Here is a 14,505-nt window from a genome sequence, read left to right as displayed (position 1 = left end):
ACTCAACAGCAGAGGCTGTCCCATGAACGGGACAGCCTCTTTTTCATTCCACCCATCTTCTCAACATGCACTTAGGGACCGCGGCAGGCCCGCTCACACGGCATGGTCAAAAATCTCTGCCCGTTATCGGCTTCCCATTAAAAGATGGCAGGTAGCCATGTCTTTCTATCTATCGGGGCGGGGCGAATGAAAAGGCGTAAAGAGCTGCAATGAGATGATAGGAACAGAAAAAATAAAATCGTTTTCCGCCTGAATATAATATTCAGCATTTTTTGGGTTTGCAGCTCTATTTGGACTTGAAACATTATGTTTATTTAGGGTTTTCTGAAAGAAAGAAATGGGAAAACGGGTATAGTAGGGAATAGGTTCAGCCGTGTGTTTCATGGTTTTTTATAGCCGCGGCATATGTTGGGAAGCCATTCCCGGTATGATGCTGCGCTCACTTATCAACTCCGGATTTATCTGGGACGGCTTGAGTAATGCCTGGCTTAAGATGGATAACAATACAAATAGCCGGCGGCCTGGCCGCCAAAGCGGAAATGTCCGGTATCTGAATGCAACGTCCCGGAGAAAGAAAAAACCACGGTCAGCGGATTAAGGCGCCTTTACGTCCTGAAAGAACGCTGCCGGGCGCTCAAATGGAAAATTGCCCTGGAAGAAAGCCTGAATTAATTTAAAAAGAAAGATCACCAACTGATGAAACGGTTACCGCTATGGCTCTGCATCCTGCTGACGGGCCTTCTTACTCCCGTATTCGGCAAACTGGACGGCACTTACATGAATGAGGCCGGAATGACCCTGAAAACGCCCCATGCCGCATGGGATGAAAAAGGTGAGCTCCCCCATAAGAACATACTTTTTATCATGCAGCAGACGGCCTCGCGCGAGGTCATTGAGCTGGTCCAGCGTTTCCCGGGCTTTGAATATGAAGTGGTTCTCACAGCCAGCGAAAAGAGCATCGGAGCGGATGATATTTACAGCAATCCGATTGCGGGGCTGGGCACCGCCGACAAACATCAGGAGCTGGCCGCCAAGCTGGCGAAGGATTATGACCTGGTGGTCATGGCGAACGTTGATTTTTCAATCCTGCCGGACGAGCAGAAATTCCGCCTGATGACGATGGTGCGGAACGGAACCGGCCTGGTCCGGATTCAATCCAGTGAACCTTGGGTGGAACTTAGGAAACTGCCTTATAAAAAACCGTACGCCAGGCCATTGCCCCGGCCTGAATGGGTTGCCGGAAGCAACGGCCTGCCCGGAACCAGGCCGGAAAATTTTGAATCACGTATCTTCAACGCCTGGCAGTTCGGCCATGGCCGGATCGTCGAAGTCGATTATGGCGCGGGCTACCGGGCAGGAGTGGGGCTGACGCCGTATTTTGACTACACCACGGACTGGCTCTTTCTCTATGAAACGTCGCAGGCTTTTCTGGCCCAGGTGCTCTATTACGCCAGCGGAGTGGAACTGCCGGCATTTTCAGTGCGGCAGGACAGCGGCAAATTTGCCGTGGCCTCTCCGGAGAAAACCATTGTGGAGGGCCGTATCCGGCAGACGGATAATTCCGTCATCCGGAACAGCCTTGATTTCACGAACCTTCCGGCGGGCAGATATACCGCAGACGTATTGGTCCGCCGGAATGGCGCGCTGGTCAACTTCGGCGCCTTTCCCTTTACGGTGGAATCCGCTTTCGGGGCCGTATCGGTGGAAGCGCCCAGGCTGGTGCAGAACCGCGGCCCCTTTTCCGGCACGCTGAAACTGGCTTCGCCCGCGCAGAACGGTTACTCCGTCAAAGTGGAGCTGATGGACGCCCCCTACCGCAATGTATGGTTCAGCAAAACATTTCCTTTGGAGGCCGGAAAGAAAGAGTTCCCATTTGACCTTGAAGATTACCGGATGCCGACCATCGGCGGTTATCTGCGCTGTACCGTTTACGATGCCCGGGGCCACGCGGCGCATGCGGAAAAACCGGTGATTTTCCCGGACTATTCTCTGGAGGATTACCTCCAGCTTACCTGGGGGCAGGTTGGCTGCACCTTCAACCCCGCCTTCGGGGAGAGGATTATCGACCGCCTCGGCTGGAACGTATCGCTGCAATTTTTCAGCAAGGGAGATATTGAAAACACCCTGCGGAACGAAAAACTGTGCCCGTATATTTGCCGGATCGGGATGGAAGCCGGACCAAACAATGAAACCAGGATATTGCGCAAGCTATGGTCGGAACAGAAAGAAAATATGGAGCGGCTGGGTACGTTGAACGGCGACGAATCGTTCTACCACCCATTGGTCCGGAAGCTTTGGGCCGACGATCTGCGGCGCCAGGCAGAATACCTGAAAGACCTGAGCCCTGTGCTGTACAACCTGGGCGACGAGAATTTTTACACCTACGACGCCGGATTCGGAGAGTCGGATAAACAGCCGTTCGCCGATTTCCTGCGGAGGAAGTACCAGACCATTGAAAACCTGAACCTTGAATACGGCGCCTCCTACGCCGGCTTCAGTGAAGTGCCCCACCTCCGGCTGGACGAGGCCAAAAAAGAAGGAAACCTGGTCGCCTACAACGACCACCGGGAATACATTGAAAAAATGTACGTGGACATGCATCACTTCCTGGCGGCGGAAATCAAAAAGGTTCATCCCGGAGCCCGGGTAGGCGCGGAAGGCTCGCCTCCCGGCAATCTTGAAGAAATGATTAAAGGGCTGGACTTCTGGGGCCCTTACAGCGGCATGCAGGAGAACGAGGCGCTGCGCGCATTCGGGGCGGACCGGGTCCGGACCATCTGGTGGGGCGGCTATTGCTCGGAACGTTCATCTTATCCGTACAAACTTTGGGAACACCTGCTCCAGGGAGCGATCAACGGCCACGCCTGGTTCCTGATCAACCCCGCCCTGGGAGAAACCAGCCATTCCGGCGACCTCTCCGAGGCGGCATACCTGCGCCAGTACATGCCCTACCTCGATGACCTGAATTACGGCCTCGCGCAGCTCCTGATCAAAACGCCGTTTCCGGATACCGGCATTCTCTTCTACTACAGCCACTCCTCCAAATCTGCCGCCCAGGCGGACAACCGCTGCGTCAACCCGGACGCCAGCATGAATCCGCTGCTCCGGTATTGCTACCAGCGCGGACTGGGCTTCAATTTCGTCTCTCCCAACACCCTGGAACGCCTGAAGAACGCCCGGCTCCTCTTCCTTTGCGGAACGTCCTCTCTGAGCGACAAAGAGTGCGCGGCCATTCTGGATTTCGTCAAATCCGGCGGCACCGTACTGGCGGACGCCAATATTGCGCTCTTGAACGAAAACCTGAAAAAACGCCCCCATAACCCCTTGAGCGAACTTTTCGGAGACCTGACGTTCGACCAGGCGAAAGAGCTCGAAATCCAACCCTATGAGAGCACAAGCGGCGCCCTGGCCCTGGCGGGAGAAAAGGCGCATGCAGTCCACGGTAATCCGGGCCTGCGGCTCCACAAGGCCGGCAAAGGAAATGCCATCCTGCTGAATGCCTCGCTCTCCGTTCTGGAAAATAATTTCCGTCCCGGCTCCTCTCTGAACGCGTTCCTTGACCAGGTAGTAAAGAGCGTGGGCATCCGTCCTCCGGCCGTGATTCCCGATTTCAGCGACACCCTGATGGTCCGTCCCCGGAAGGCCGGAGAATTCGAACTTCTGGGCGCCCTCGGCCAGGAAAAGGACCTCGGCAAATCATTCACCGCCAAGTTGCCGAAAGAAAAATACATCTATGAATGCCGCAAGGGACTGGTCGGGAAATCAGACCGGCTTGCCTTTAAATTCTCTGAAGCGCCGTTCCGCTGCTTTGCCCTGTTTGACCGGGAGCAGCAGCCGCCCGTGGTAACCGCTCCGGCCCAGGCGGCAAAAGGAACCCGTGCCCTGCTTAAAATTTCCGGACCGGCCAATCCCCGGGAGCGCGCGTACCGTATTACGGTAACGGCCCCGGACGGCAAGGAAATGCTGCACCGCAGCAAAACCATCTACGGCAAGACGGAATACCCGCTGGATTTCGCCTTCAACGACCTGCCCGGCATCTACCGCATCTCCATTGAAGATGCAGCTACAGGCTTGAACACTCAACACGAAATAGAGGTAAAATAATCATGCAGAAACTCGCCCTGACCGTACTGGCCGGATTGTGCAGCACACTGCTGTACGCCGCCCCTTTCATTGAAAAGAAAGAAGAACAACTTGACCGCAAGGGAACTGCCGTCCTTGTGACCCGCCATACCGTCAACCTTGGCAATGGAAAGATCAATTACCACACCGTTACCCATCCCAATGACAACAAGCCCATTCAGCAGGAATGGGGGGATTTCAGATTCGGCATCGAATACTGGAGAAACCCCAATACTCCCGGGAGCTGGAGCCCCGTCAATTTCCTTGCCGTGATTGGCAGGGACGGCAAAACGCTGCTGGACCGGAAAGTGGCGGAAAAAATTGACACCGTGGAAAACGGCCGGATGGAAATGGCTGTCTTCACGTTCCGTCCGGAAAATAGTGTTCTGGACGTCAGGATAGCGCAGTTCAAGGACCGTCCGGACTGGCTGTTCGTCAAGGTCGCTTATCCCGGACAACTGAATGAAGTATGGGCATCGCCTGTTCACGGTTACGGAAAGCCGGAACTGGAGTCACAATACGCTCTGAAAGAAGGAGCCGGGGCAAAGCCATGCGGAAAGCCGGACTGGATTCTGACGAAAACGACCGGGGGAAACGGGGTGATGAACTTCAACCGTTATGCTTACAAGGAATTCGGCACTTTCATCGTTTTTGAAAAAGAATCCCTCCGGCAGATCCGGATTCATGGAGATGACATCAAATTTGAGCTGAAGCCGGAGTCGGACAGCTTCAGCTTTGCCATCAGTTATTTTAAAGACCGGAAACCGGAAGAGGTCCGTCCGGAATTCTTCAACGTGACGGTTCCGGAAGTGGAAAGCTTCCTGAAATCCATTGATTGGAACCCGGCCCCCGACCGGAAGGCGTTTTCCGAGCTTGCGGATAACACCCGGGAAAATATCTCCATCCTGAAAAGGGACGGCGGTTCTGTGGCGGACTACGAGAAGAAAATGAACGAGCTGGAAACCGATTTTGCCGAAGCGCCAAGCTTTGAAATTCTGGGCGCCCTCCGCAAGCTGAATATGGAGATCATCAGGAAGAATCTTGAAAACCTGTAGGAACACCGTGTCCGCCGGCCCGCTGGTAAGGTATCCGGTAAAAATTTCCGGGGCGCAGGACCGGATTATGTTCGGCCGGCTTTGGCGCAGGGAAAACGGTCCCGGATGCAGCAAAGGCTTGCAGCGCTTCTGAAGCGTCAGGAAAATTCCGGAGCTTCCGCAAGAGCGATGACGGTGGCGGCGGCGCTATGGGGGGAGTGGGTCATGCTCAGCAACCAGCCCGTGATGCCCTGCTCCCGGGCCGTCACCCCGGCAGTGCCGTGCAGCAGGATGGAGGGAGAGCCCGCATCATTGCGCACCACTTCCACCTCCGTGAAAGAGCATTTTTCCCCAATGCCTGTACCCAGCGCCTTCGCCACGGCCTCCTTGGCCGCAAAACGGGCCGCCAGGCGCGGCACGGGGTCCGCATGCATCCGGCAGTAGGCCCATTCATCCGGGGTGCAGATGCGCAGGGCAAAGGCCTCCCCGTTTTTCTGGAGGGCCTGGCGCACGCGTTCCAGGTCAACCAGGTCCATTCCCAATCCTGCAATGCGGCTCATGTTCCTGCAACCGGGGTTAGCGTTGAAACGGAAGCATCAGCTCAGGCGGTCGATCGCCTGGCGCATTTCCCTCACGGCCTGCTCCATCCCCACAAAGAGGGCGCGGGCTACGATCGTATGGCCGATGTTCAGCTCATGCAGGTAAGGCACGCCGGCCATCAACTGTTCCAGATTCTGGTAGTTGATGCCATGGCCCGCATTCACCTGGATTCCCAGGGAGTGGGCCTGTTCCGCGGCGCGTTTCAGCCGGGCCAGTTCCGCCGTGCGTTCCTTTCCGGCATGGTTGGCGAAGCATCCGGTATGCAGCTCAATCATGGGCGCGCCCAGACGGGCGGCGGCGTCCACCTGGGCCAGCTCCGGATCAATGAACAGGCTCACCTGAATGCCGTTGTCCGCCATTCTTGCCATGGTCGGGGCCAGTTCCTTTTCATGAAAGACGGCGTCCAGCCCGCCTTCCGTAGTGATTTCCTCCCGCTTTTCCGGAACCATGCACACATAGTCCGGCTTTAACCGGAGGGCAAAGTCCACCATCCCCGGGGTATTCCCCATTTCCAGGTTCAGCGGAAGAGCCACGCTTTCCCGGACGCTCAGGGCGTCCGTGTCCTGCATGTGGCGGCGGTCGCCCCGGACGTGGAGGGTGATGGAATCCGCCCCGCCCCTTTGCGCCGCATAGGCGGCGTCCAAAACGCTCGGCTCCACGTTGAAGGAATCAAGCATGGTCGCATAGCGGGCCTGCCTTAGCGTGGCGATGTGGTCTATATTTACACCTAGCAACATATCGGTTTTAAGACAAGGGGACGGGGCCGATCATTCAAATTAATGGAGGAAATGGCGGTGGCCCGTGAACACCATGGCGATGCCCGCGGCGTCCGCGGCGGCGATCACTTCCTCGTCCCGGATGGAACCGCCGGGCTGGATGCAGGCGGTGGCCCCGGCGTCAATGGCTACCTGGAGGCCGTCCGCAAACGGGAACATGGCGTCTGACGCCACCACGCTGCCCTTCAGGTCCAGTCCGGCCTGTCCGGCCTTCCAGACGGCAATGCGGGCGGAGTCCACGCGGCTCATCTGCCCGGCGCCGATGCCCAGCGTGCGGTCCGTGCCGCCAAAGACGATGGCGTTGGAGTGCACCTGCTTCACGACGCGCCAGTTGAAGCGCATGGCGGTAAGTTCTTCTTCCGTCGGGGGACGCTTGGTCACCACCTTGGCTTCCAGGTTGTCCAGGCCCATCACGTCCGTATCCCGCTTCATGGTCATGAAGCCGCCGGGAGCGGAGCGGATGATGGGTTCCAGGCGGGCCTTCATCCAGGCTTCCGTGTTCATGCGAATGATGCGGCAGTTCTTCTTTTTCTGAAGAATGGCGCGGGCTTCCGCGTCGTATTCCGGGGCGATGATCACATCCGTGAAAATGGCGCTCAGCACGCGGGCCAGGCCTTCCGTCATCGGGCGGTTGACCACGATCACGCCGCCGAAGGGGGCCTGCGTGTCCGTTTCAAAAGCCTTCTGCCAGGCGTTGCGCAGGTCTTCGTCGTCCTGGCCCACGCCGCAGGGGTTCGTGTGCTTCAGGATGCCCACCGTCGGGCGGCGGAACTGGGTAATCAGCTCGGCGGCGCCTTCAATGTCCAGCACGTTCGTGTAGGAAAGCTCCTTGCCCTGGAGCTGGTGGAAAATATCGCCGAAATTGCCGTACAGGCTGGATTCCTGGTGGGGGTTGTCCCCGTAGCGCAGTTCCTGGTACAGGGGCGCGCAGATGCAGAAGCTTCCCTTGGTGCTCTCCGCGCTCTGGTGGCCCAGGTAGTTGGTGATGGCGTTGTCGTAATTGGACGTGCGCATGAACACCTTCACCGCCAGGTTTTCACGGGTTTTCAGAGTCGTGTCTCCCTTGTGCGTCTGCATTTCATCCAGAATGCGGGGATAGTCCGCGGGATCGGAGACCACCGTGACGGAGGCGTAGTTCTTGGAGGCGGAGCGGAGCATGGACGGCCCGCCGATGTCAATCTTTTCAATGGCTTCCTCCAGCGTGACGCCGGGCTTGGCGACGGTTTCCTCAAAGGGGTACAGGTTCACGCAGACCAGGTCAATGGGCTTGATGCCGTTTTCCTTCGCCTGGCGTACATGCTCCTCATTGTCGCGGCGGTGCAGCAGGCCTCCGTGCACCATGGGATGGAGCGTCTTCAGGCGTCCCTCAAACAATTCCGGCTCTCCGGTATAGTCGGAAATTTCAATCACCGGAAGGCCCAGGCCTTTCAGGAAAGCGGCGGTGCCGCCGGTGGAAATAAGCTCTACTCCAAACTCGTGCAGGCCCTTGGCAAACTCCTCCAGGCCGGTCTTGTCGGAAACGGATATCAATGCGCGCTGAATAGCCATAAAATCAAATATCTGTAATGTATCCGCGGGCGGACCCTCCTCTCTGGGAGCGAACGCGATAAATGCGGTTCCTTTCCCTACATACTACCGCCGCGTGAAGCAAGCGCAATGTCACCTATCATGACAGCCGGGGGGATTTTTTCCTTCCAAAACATAAAAAAACACCCTTTTTATCGCTCTTGTCTTGACATTCGGGCCAATACTTACTACTTCAACCGCTCACAAATAACCATTTCTTTTTAGCCATGGCAACGATGGAAGTAATTCTCGCAACAAAAATTGAAGGACTCGGCGCGGAAGCCGACCTGGTGACCGTTAAGGCTGGCTATGGCCGCAACTACCTCATTCCTCAGGGTCTGGCCCACGAAGCAACGGCCTCCAACCGCCGTTTCATCGCCAATCTTCAGGCCGCCCGCGCCAAGCGCGAAGCGGAAGAACTCAGCGCCGCCCAGGAAGTGGCCGCTAAGATCAACGGACTGACGGTGGACCTCGTCCTTGAAGTGGGCCAGGGCGGCAAGGCGTTCGGCGCCATCACCAACCAGAACATTCATGACGCCCTGACCGCTCAGGGAGTGGAAGTGGACCGCCGCGCGATTGAGCTTGAAAAGCCGATCAAGAGCGAAGGCGAACACGAAGTTGCCATCAAGGTGCATCCCCAGGTGGAAGCCACGCTCAAGGTGGTCGTCAAGGAAAACGCCTAAGCGGCGCACATCCCTTTTTTCCGGCAGGCCCGGTTCCCACCTTGGGAACCGGGCCTCTTTTTTGTCACCCTTTTTACTTTCCTTCCCTGTATAAACAAGGCATCATACCCGCGTTGGGTGTCACTCGACATCATGCACGGAATCGTTCCACCCCCTAACCGACATTAACGGCATGATTCGACTTTATCGTCAAACCCCGGAAGGCATTGAGCGCACCACCCAGGTGGATGCGGCGGAACAGAACTTGGACTCCGTCTTCTGGATTGACCTCCTTACCCCGGAACCGGCGGAAATCAAATTTGTGGAACGCCTCTGCGGGCTGGAAATGCCCACCTACGACGAGATGCGGGAAATTGAGGCCACCAGCCGCCTGTACACGGAGGACGGCGCCCGCTTCATGACCACTACGGTGCTCAGCCGCGTGGACACGGAATCCCCCTCCCTGTCGGAAATCACCTTCGTCCTCATGGGGGCCAAGATCATCACCATCCGCCATTCGGACTCCTACTCCTTCCGCGTCTTCTCCCACCAGCTCCTGCGCCAGAAGCAGATCAGCCGGGACCAGGTTTTCACCGGCCTGCTGGAAACCATCGTGGACCGCCAGGCGGACGTGCTGGAACGCTTCGGCGCGGAACTGGACCGCCTTTCCAAAAACATCTTCCGCAGGGACGAACCGGAAGGCAAGGGCGGCAAGCGCGCCCCCGTCTCCAGCGCCCTGCGCCTCATCCTCCAGGACCTGGGACGCGTGGGCGACCTGCTCACCCGCCAGCGGGACTGCCTGGTAAACCTTCTGCGCCTGCTCACGTACGCCAGCAATGAGGAAGCCCTGGACGACACCAACTCCACCCTGTACATCAAGCTCCGCCCGCTGAGCCGCGACGTCACCTCCCTCTCGGAATACGCCAACTTCCTTTCCAGCAACGTAAACTTCATGCTGGACGCCGTTCTGGGCCTCATCAACATTGAGCAGAACGAAATCGTGAAAATCTTCACCGTGGCGGCCGTGGTCTTCATGCCCCCCACCCTCATCGCCAGCATTTACGGGATGAACTTCTCCCACATGCCCGGCCTGGAAAACGAATACGGTTATTACATCTCCCTGGCGGTCATGCTCGTTTCCATCATTCTTCCCCTGGTTTATTTCAGGAACAGGCGCCTGCTTTGAACGGCCCCTCCCGCGGATTCCCACCCTCTTTCTCTCTTAACCATTCCTACGTTTCATTACTGACATGGACTCCAAAATCACCCGCCTGATTGAACAGGCCTCCGTCATCGTCGGCGCACTGCCCTACCTCCAGGCCTACCGGGACAAGACGTTTCTCATCAAATTCGGCGGCAGCGCCATGGACGACGCCCGCCTGGTCAAAAAGCTCATGCGGGACATCGTCCTGCTGGAAGCTCTGGGCTTCAACCCCGTGATCGTGCACGGCGGAGGCAAGGCCATCTCCAAGGCCATGGCGGAAGCCGGGCTGGAAGCCCGCTTCGTCAACGGGCTGCGCGTCACGACGCCGGAAGCCATCTCCATCGTGGAACGCACCCTCTCCGGAACCATCAATCCCGGCCTGGTCCAGATGTTCCGTGACTACGGCGGCAAGGGCGTGGGCATTCCCGGCACGGAAATCTTCGTGGGAGAGCGAATCCAGGAAAAGGACGAACAGGGCAGCCCCGTGGACATCGGGGAAGTGGGCAACGTCATCGGCTGCCTGACGGAACGCATCACGGAAGCCCTGAAACTCCAGATCACCCCCATCGTCTCCCCGCTAGCCAAGGAGCTGGGCACCCACAAGCCGCTCAACGTAAACGCGGACCTGGCTGCGGCGGCTCTCGCCAAGGAACTCAAGCCCGTCAAGCTCATCTACATTTCCGACGTGCCCGGCATCATGAAGGACCCCTCAGACCCTTCCACCCTCATCAAATCAGTTACCCGCACGGAAGCCCTGGACCTGATTGAAGACGGCACCGTTTCCGGCGGCATGATTCCCAAAATCCATTCCGCCATTGACGCCCTGAACGCGGGCGTGCGCAAGGTGCACTTCATTGACGGGCGCCTGCCCCACACCCTGCTGCTGGAAATCTTCACCCCGGACGGCATCGGCACGGAGGTCATCAGAGAACAGCGTTAACTGCCCGGCCATTCGCCTCTTCCTCCTTCTTCCGGCTCTTTCCCTGCTGGCGGCTTCCTGCTCCGTGAAGCCGTCCGCCGCCAGCCTTTCCGGCTGCTGGACCCAGCCCGTTCCCGAACAGCCGCAGCACATCCAGGGCATGGCGCTCATGCCGGACGGTCGCGCCAGCTCCATCAACATGCACACGCTCCTTTACACGGGCTGGCGCCTGGACGGCAACCGGCTGACCCTGACGGGAAAAAGCACAGGCAACGAAATTCCTCCGTCTTCACCACGGCCTCCACCATTGACCGTCTCAGCAAAACCACGCTCATCCTGAACACGGACGGAAACCGGGAGGCCTATACGCGCACGCCCCGGTGCGTGGAGCAATAAGCGGCACGCCCCTCCTATTCCTCCTCCAGCAGGGATTTGTTGGCCGCCTTCGCCAGCTCGCAATTCGGGCATTTGTCAATCAGGCGGTCCATCAGGGCCTCAATGCGGGCGTCCTTCGCCATCAACTGCTCATCCTTTTTCTTGAGCAGGTTCAGCGTATAATTCACGGCAATCGTCAAAACGCCCAGGCCGCCGATGGCCCCGGCGGAGGAAACAGCCCCATCCACGGAAATATTGCCCAGGATCGTCGAACATCCGCCTATGGAAAACAAGCACTTAGCTATGGAAAAATTCATCATGGGTCCCGTCTAGCAAATCACGGGCCGGACCGCATCACGCCCGATCCGTCCATGTTCCCGGCCCTGCCCGGACGGAACACGCTCCCCCTGCCCATGGAAAGCCGCCATTCCCGGGAATAACCCCCTCCCGTCCCACCGCCGGAAAAAGCCCTGGCGGGGCAGAAAAATACTTCTTCCCGGAACGCATTTCCTTCTTCGGCCTGGCGGTGTTTATGCTAAAGTGGCGTCAATCTGCCCGGTCCGGGCCTTTACCAATACTTCACTTCATCCAATAGAAAGACACAAACATCATGCATATGGCGGACGGCTTCATCTCACCGGCGGTAGGCTGCACCATGTTGGCGGCTTCCGCGGCCATCACGACGCTCTGCGCGCGCAAGGTCAGGCAGGAAAAGGAAGTGCGGCTTGTCCCGCTCATGGGCGTGCTGGGGGCCTTCATCTTTGCCTGCCAGATGCTGAACTTCACCATTCCCGGCACCGGGTCCAGCGGTCATCTGGGTGGCGGGCTCATTCTCGCAGTTCTGCTGGGGCCGTACGCCGGGTTCCTGGTCATGGCGGCCATCCTGGCGGTGCAGGCTCTTTTCTTTGCGGACGGCGGCCTGCTGGCCCTGGGCTGCAACATCTTCAACCTGGGCTTCTTCTCCTGCCTGGTGGCCTATCCCTTCATTTACAGGCCTCTGGCCGGGAAAACTCCCGGCACGGGGCGCATCACGCTCGCCAGCATCACCGCCGCCGTCATCGGTCTTCTGCTGGGCGCCTTCTCCGTAGTCCTGGAAACGACGGCCTCCGGCATTTCCGCGCTGCCCTTCGCCCAGTTCGTGGAACTGATGCTGCCCATCCATCTGGCGATCGGCATTGTGGAAGGGCTTGCCACGGCGGCCATCGTCATCTTCATCAGCAAGGCCCAGCCCTCCCTGCTGCGCCCGGCGGACCTGGAAACGGGCCCGGTTAAAAAAGCCTCCTTCACCGTCCTGGGCATCTTTGCGGTAGCGGCCCTGCTCTGCGGGGCGGCCCTCTCCTGGTTCGCCTCCGCCTATCCGGACGGCCTGGAATGGTCCGTGGCCGGCGTCACCGGATCGGAGGAAACCACTCTGGCGGAACCTTCCTCCCTCCACCGCAGCCTGGAATCCGTGCAGGAATCCACCGCCATTATGCCGGATTACGCCCTTCCCGCCGCGGAGCAAACGGCCTCCGCCGGGGAAACGGGGGAAACCTCCTCCATCGTCAACCCTGAAACGAGCCTGGCCGGCATTCTGGGGAGCGTCATCATTGCGGCCGTCATCTTCGGCGCCGGCTTCCTGTTCGGCAAAAAACCGCACGGCCACTGCCCCCGCTGACCCTCCCCATGGCCCTGTTCACGGACGCCGCGCGGCACTTCCGCCAGATGGACCGGTTTTCCTGCGGAAACACCGGCTTCCACCGTCTGGACGCCCGCATCAAAATCGGGGCCTTCCTCGTTTTTCAAATCTGCGTGCTCTCCTGGCCTCCTCAGGAAATCACGGGGCTGCTGCCCTTCTTCCTGTTCCCGGTCTGCGTCATCCGCATGGCGGGGCTGCCCCTGGGATACCTGCTGAAACGCACCCTGTGGCTGCTGCCCGTCGCCATCATGATAGGCATCTTCAATCCGCTGGTGGACAGGACGCCCGCAGGGGAATGGTTCGGCATTCCCGTCACCCGGGGCATGATCTCCTTCATCTCCATCATCCTGCGGTGCATGCTCACCATCCTGGGGGCCTTCACGCTGCTGGCCGCCACGGGCTTCGCCCCGCTGTGCCGCGGCTTAAGGCAGCTTGGCGTGCCGCGCATCCTGATCACGCTGCTGGCCTTCCTGTACCGGTACGCCTTCATCCTGATGGATGAATTCCAGAACATGCTGATGGCGTTCCGTTCCCGGCGGGGCGGCTCCGGTTCCGTCCCCCTCTCCACCTGGGGGGCCATGACCGGCCAGCTCCTGCTGCGCACCTTCGGGCGCGCGGAACGCATCTACCAGGCCGTCCTGTGCCGGGGCGGGGAAGACCCGCAATTCGTCAGCGCCCCCGGCGTTATCACCTGGCGCGGCATAGCGGGCGGCCTCCTCTTCTGTGCCCTCGTCATCCTCTTCCGCTGTTTTAACGTCACCATGCTGGCGGGCCAGTGCGCCCGCGGCCTCCTCTCATGAGCCACCACCTTGTAGAAACCATTGACCTGTGCTTCAGCTACCCGGATTCCCCTCCGGCGCTGAACCGCGTCTCCCTGCGCATCACCCACGGGGAATCCGTTGCCGTCGTGGGCGGGAACGGAGCGGGAAAATCCACCCTGCTCCTGCATCTCAACGGCCTGCTGGAGCCCTCCTCCGGCCAGGTGAGGGTGGGAGACATACCCGTAACTCCCAGGACCGCCGCCCGCGTCCGGGAGAGCGTGGGGATGGTGTTCCAGCAGGCGGACGACCAGCTTTTCATGCCCACGGTCCGGGAAGACGTGGCCTTCGGCCCCCTCAATATGGGCCTCCCCCCGGAAGAAGTGGACCGCCGCGTGCGGCAGGCCCTGCGGGACGTCCATGCGGAAGCTCTGGCGGATAAAATGACCCATCATCTTTCCGGCGGGGAAAAGCGCGCCGTCTCCATCGCCACCGTCCTTTCCATGAGTCCGGACATCCTGGTGCTGGACGAGCCCAGCGCGAACCTGGACCCCGCCTCCCGCCGCACGCTCATCAGCCTGCTGCGCCAGTTCTCCCATACCAAGATCATCGCCACCCACGACCTGGACATGGTCATGGACCTGTGCACGCGCTGCATCGTGATGAAGGACGGCGCCATTCTGGCGGACGCCCCCGTTCCGGACATCTTTGCGGACTGCGCCCTGCTGGAGGAGGCGCGCCTGGAACAGCCCCTCAGCTACCGCCTGATGCAGTACGGCAGGGAGCGGGAAAACTCCGGCCAGCTTTAAGG

Annotated in this window: 13 protein-coding genes; 9 read left to right on the top strand and 4 right to left on the bottom strand. The window is 59.2% G+C overall.

Features of this window, described 5'->3' with window-relative positions; translation table 11 throughout:
• Positions 1-696: 696 nt before the first annotated feature.
• Together ABGM91_RS06575 and ABGM91_RS06570 are read left to right on the top strand one after the other, a co-directional pair.
• Complete coding sequence (locus ABGM91_RS06575) at positions 697-4,104, top strand: alpha-amylase family protein (protein ID WP_354830681.1); 3,408 nt, start codon at positions 697-699, stop codon at positions 4,102-4,104.
• Between the two features lie 2 nt (positions 4,105-4,106).
• Positions 4,107-5,177 (top strand): hypothetical protein, encoded by a 1,071-nt coding sequence (locus ABGM91_RS06570; RefSeq protein WP_354830678.1) that lies wholly within the window; start codon positions 4,107-4,109, stop codon positions 5,175-5,177.
• A gap of 137 nt (positions 5,178-5,314) precedes the next feature.
• Here ABGM91_RS06570 and acpS read toward each other — a convergent pair whose 3' ends face one another.
• The 3 genes from acpS to purH are packed head-to-tail and all read right to left on the bottom strand — an operon-like array spanning position 5,315 to position 8,080.
• Positions 5,315-5,716: a holo-ACP synthase gene (acpS, locus tag ABGM91_RS06565; protein ID WP_354830676.1), complete on the bottom strand. Its 402-nt coding sequence runs from the start codon at positions 5,714-5,716 to the stop codon at positions 5,315-5,317.
• Positions 5,717-5,752: 36 nt separating this feature from the next.
• Positions 5,753-6,493 carry a pyridoxine 5'-phosphate synthase gene (locus ABGM91_RS06560; protein ID WP_354830673.1) on the bottom strand — a complete coding sequence of 247 codons (741 nt, stop codon included), beginning with the start codon at positions 6,491-6,493 and terminating at the stop codon, positions 5,753-5,755.
• 39 nt (positions 6,494-6,532) lie between these two features.
• Positions 6,533-8,080 (bottom strand): bifunctional phosphoribosylaminoimidazolecarboxamide formyltransferase/IMP cyclohydrolase, encoded by a 1,548-nt coding sequence (gene purH, locus ABGM91_RS06555; RefSeq protein WP_215427392.1) that lies wholly within the window; start codon positions 8,078-8,080, stop codon positions 6,533-6,535.
• A 245-nt stretch (positions 8,081-8,325) separates the two neighbouring features.
• Between purH and rplI the strand changes: the two genes are divergently transcribed.
• The 4 genes from rplI (at position 8,326) to ABGM91_RS06535 (ending at position 11,223) form a co-directional block, all read left to right on the top strand.
• Positions 8,326-8,781, top strand: a complete 456-nt coding sequence (gene rplI / locus ABGM91_RS06550) for a 50S ribosomal protein L9 (RefSeq protein WP_215427394.1) — start codon at positions 8,326-8,328, stop codon at positions 8,779-8,781.
• 172 nt (positions 8,782-8,953) lie between these two features.
• The gene (locus ABGM91_RS06545; protein WP_215427396.1) at positions 8,954-9,946 is read left to right on the top strand and encodes a magnesium transporter CorA family protein; all 993 of its coding nucleotides are present in this window, start codon (positions 8,954-8,956) and stop codon (positions 9,944-9,946) included.
• Between the two features lie 64 nt (positions 9,947-10,010).
• Positions 10,011-10,904, top strand: coding sequence for an acetylglutamate kinase (gene argB / locus ABGM91_RS06540; RefSeq protein WP_215427398.1), 894 nt, complete (start codon positions 10,011-10,013; stop codon positions 10,902-10,904).
• Positions 10,905-10,968: 64 nt separating this feature from the next.
• A complete protein-coding gene (locus ABGM91_RS06535) occupies positions 10,969-11,223 on the top strand; it encodes a lipocalin family protein (protein WP_354830669.1) in 255 nt (84 codons plus the stop codon).
• 70 nt (positions 11,224-11,293) lie between these two features.
• On the opposite strand, the gene ABGM91_RS06530 is transcribed toward ABGM91_RS06535, so the two are convergent.
• Complete coding sequence (locus tag ABGM91_RS06530) at positions 11,294-11,578, bottom strand: hypothetical protein (protein ID WP_215427402.1); 285 nt, start codon at positions 11,576-11,578, stop codon at positions 11,294-11,296.
• A gap of 290 nt (positions 11,579-11,868) precedes the next feature.
• Between ABGM91_RS06530 and ABGM91_RS06525 the strand changes: the two genes are divergently transcribed.
• From ABGM91_RS06525 to ABGM91_RS06515, 3 genes are read left to right on the top strand one after another with little or no spacing between them, the layout of a single operon-like run.
• Positions 11,869-12,915, top strand: coding sequence for an energy-coupling factor ABC transporter permease (locus tag ABGM91_RS06525; protein ID WP_354830666.1), 1,047 nt, complete (start codon positions 11,869-11,871; stop codon positions 12,913-12,915).
• An 8-nt stretch (positions 12,916-12,923) separates the two neighbouring features.
• A complete protein-coding gene (cbiQ, locus tag ABGM91_RS06520; RefSeq protein ID WP_354830664.1) occupies positions 12,924-13,736 on the top strand; it encodes a cobalt ECF transporter T component CbiQ in 813 nt (270 codons plus the stop codon).
• Positions 13,733-14,503: an ABC transporter ATP-binding protein gene (locus ABGM91_RS06515; protein WP_215427408.1), complete on the top strand. Its 771-nt coding sequence runs from the start codon at positions 13,733-13,735 to the stop codon at positions 14,501-14,503. The genes cbiQ and ABGM91_RS06515 overlap by 4 nt, the downstream gene beginning before the upstream one ends.
• Positions 14,504-14,505: the final 2 nt, after the last annotated feature.

This window comes from Akkermansia muciniphila (genome assembly GCF_040616545.1).
Classification (GTDB): domain Bacteria; phylum Verrucomicrobiota; class Verrucomicrobiia; order Verrucomicrobiales; family Akkermansiaceae; genus Akkermansia; species Akkermansia muciniphila_E.
Note: the sequence above shows the minus strand (reverse complement) of the source record. Positions and strands in the feature narration are given on the sequence as shown.

What these genes read in the sequence shown, in the direction of transcription:
- ABGM91_RS06575 (WP_354830681.1), top strand. Translation starts at nt 697, where the DNA reads ATGAAACGGTTACCGCTATGGCTCTGCATCCTGCTGACGGGCCTTCTT.
- ABGM91_RS06570 (WP_354830678.1), top strand. Translation starts at nt 4,107, where the DNA reads ATGCAGAAACTCGCCCTGACCGTACTGGCCGGATTGTGCAGCACACTG.
- acpS (WP_354830676.1), bottom strand. Translation starts at nt 5,716, where the DNA reads ATGAGCCGCATTGCAGGATTGGGAATGGACCTGGTTGACCTGGAACGC.
- ABGM91_RS06560 (WP_354830673.1), bottom strand. Translation starts at nt 6,493, where the DNA reads ATGTTGCTAGGTGTAAATATAGACCACATCGCCACGCTAAGGCAGGCC.
- purH (WP_215427392.1), bottom strand. Translation starts at nt 8,080, where the DNA reads ATGGCTATTCAGCGCGCATTGATATCCGTTTCCGACAAGACCGGCCTG.
- rplI (WP_215427394.1), top strand. Translation starts at nt 8,326, where the DNA reads ATGGCAACGATGGAAGTAATTCTCGCAACAAAAATTGAAGGACTCGGC.
- ABGM91_RS06545 (WP_215427396.1), top strand. Translation starts at nt 8,954, where the DNA reads ATGATTCGACTTTATCGTCAAACCCCGGAAGGCATTGAGCGCACCACC.
- argB (WP_215427398.1), top strand. Translation starts at nt 10,011, where the DNA reads ATGGACTCCAAAATCACCCGCCTGATTGAACAGGCCTCCGTCATCGTC.
- ABGM91_RS06530 (WP_215427402.1), bottom strand. Translation starts at nt 11,578, where the DNA reads ATGATGAATTTTTCCATAGCTAAGTGCTTGTTTTCCATAGGCGGATGT.
- ABGM91_RS06525 (WP_354830666.1), top strand. Translation starts at nt 11,869, where the DNA reads ATGCATATGGCGGACGGCTTCATCTCACCGGCGGTAGGCTGCACCATG.
- cbiQ (WP_354830664.1), top strand. Translation starts at nt 12,924, where the DNA reads ATGGCCCTGTTCACGGACGCCGCGCGGCACTTCCGCCAGATGGACCGG.
- ABGM91_RS06515 (WP_215427408.1), top strand. Translation starts at nt 13,733, where the DNA reads ATGAGCCACCACCTTGTAGAAACCATTGACCTGTGCTTCAGCTACCCG.